The organism is Vibrio sp. D54, from assembly GCF_021728075.1.
Taxonomy (GTDB): Bacteria; Pseudomonadota; Gammaproteobacteria; order Enterobacterales; family Vibrionaceae; genus Vibrio; species Vibrio alginolyticus.
This window is the reverse complement of sequence record NZ_JAKKCS010000064.1, coordinates 1-1,190: the sequence shown is the minus strand read 5'-3', so window position 1 is coordinate 1,190 and position 1,190 is coordinate 1. Positions and strand designations below refer to the sequence as shown.

Genomic DNA, 1,190 nt, shown 5'->3' with positions numbered 1-1,190 from the left:
TGTCTAAAGAAAAATTTGAACGTACGAAACCGCACGTTAACGTTGGTACTATCGGCCACGTTGACCACGGTAAAACAACTCTAACTGCAGCTATCTGTACTACTCTTGCTAAAGTTTACGGCGGTGTAGCTAAAGACTTCGCATCTATCGATAACGCTCCAGAAGAGCGTGAGCGCGGTATCACAATCGCAACTTCTCACGTTGAGTACGACACTCCATCACGCCACTACGCACACGTTGACTGTCCAGGACACGCTGACTATGTTAAAAACATGATCACTGGTGCTGCACAGATGGACGGTGGTATCCTAGTTGTTGCTGCGACAGATGGCCCAATGCCACAAACTCGTGAGCACATCCTACTAGGCCGTCAGGTTGGTATCCCATACATCATCGTATTCATGAACAAATGTGACATGGTTGACGATGAAGAGCTACTAGAACTAGTAGAAATGGAAGTTCGTGAACTTCTATCTGAATACGATTTCCCAGGTGATGACCTACCAGTTATCCAAGGTTCTGCACTAGGCGCACTAAACGGCGAAGAGCAGTGGGAAGCGAAAATCGTTGAACTAGCAGAAGCTCTAGATACTTACATCCCTGAGCCAGAGCGTGCGGTAGATCAGCCATTCCTAATGCCTATCGAAGACGTATTCTCAATCCAAGGTCGTGGTACAGTAGTAACTGGCCGTATCGAGCGTGGTATCCTAACTGTAGGTGACGAAGTTGCTATCGTAGGTATCAAAGACACTACTACAACTACATGTACTGGTGTTGAGATGTTCCGTAAGCTTCTAGACGAAGGCCGTGCAGGTGAGAACGTTGGTGCACTTCTACGTGGTACTAAGCGTGACGAAGTTGAACGTGGTCAAGTGCTAGCTAAGCCTGGTTCAATCACTCCACACACTAAGTTCGAATCAGAAGTATACGTACTGTCTAAAGATGAAGGTGGTCGTCACACTCCATTCTTCAAAGGCTACCGTCCACAGTTCTACTTCCGTACAACTGACGTAACTGGTGACATCCAGCTACCAGACGGCGTAGAAATGGTAATGCCAGGCGACAACGTACAGATGACTGTAGAGCTAATCGCACCAATCGCAATGGACGAAGGTCTACGTTTCGCGATCCGTGAAGGTGGCCGTACAGTAGGTGCTGGTGTTGTTGCTAAGATCTTCGACTAATTCATA

General features: G+C 47.4%; 1 protein-coding gene. It reads left to right on the top strand.

The window, feature by feature from the left end:
• On the top strand, window positions 1-1,184 hold a 1,184-nt coding region (tuf, locus tag L3V37_RS24080), incomplete at its 5' end, for an elongation factor Tu (RefSeq protein ID WP_017822038.1).
• Window positions 1,185-1,190 lie beyond the last annotated feature (6 nt).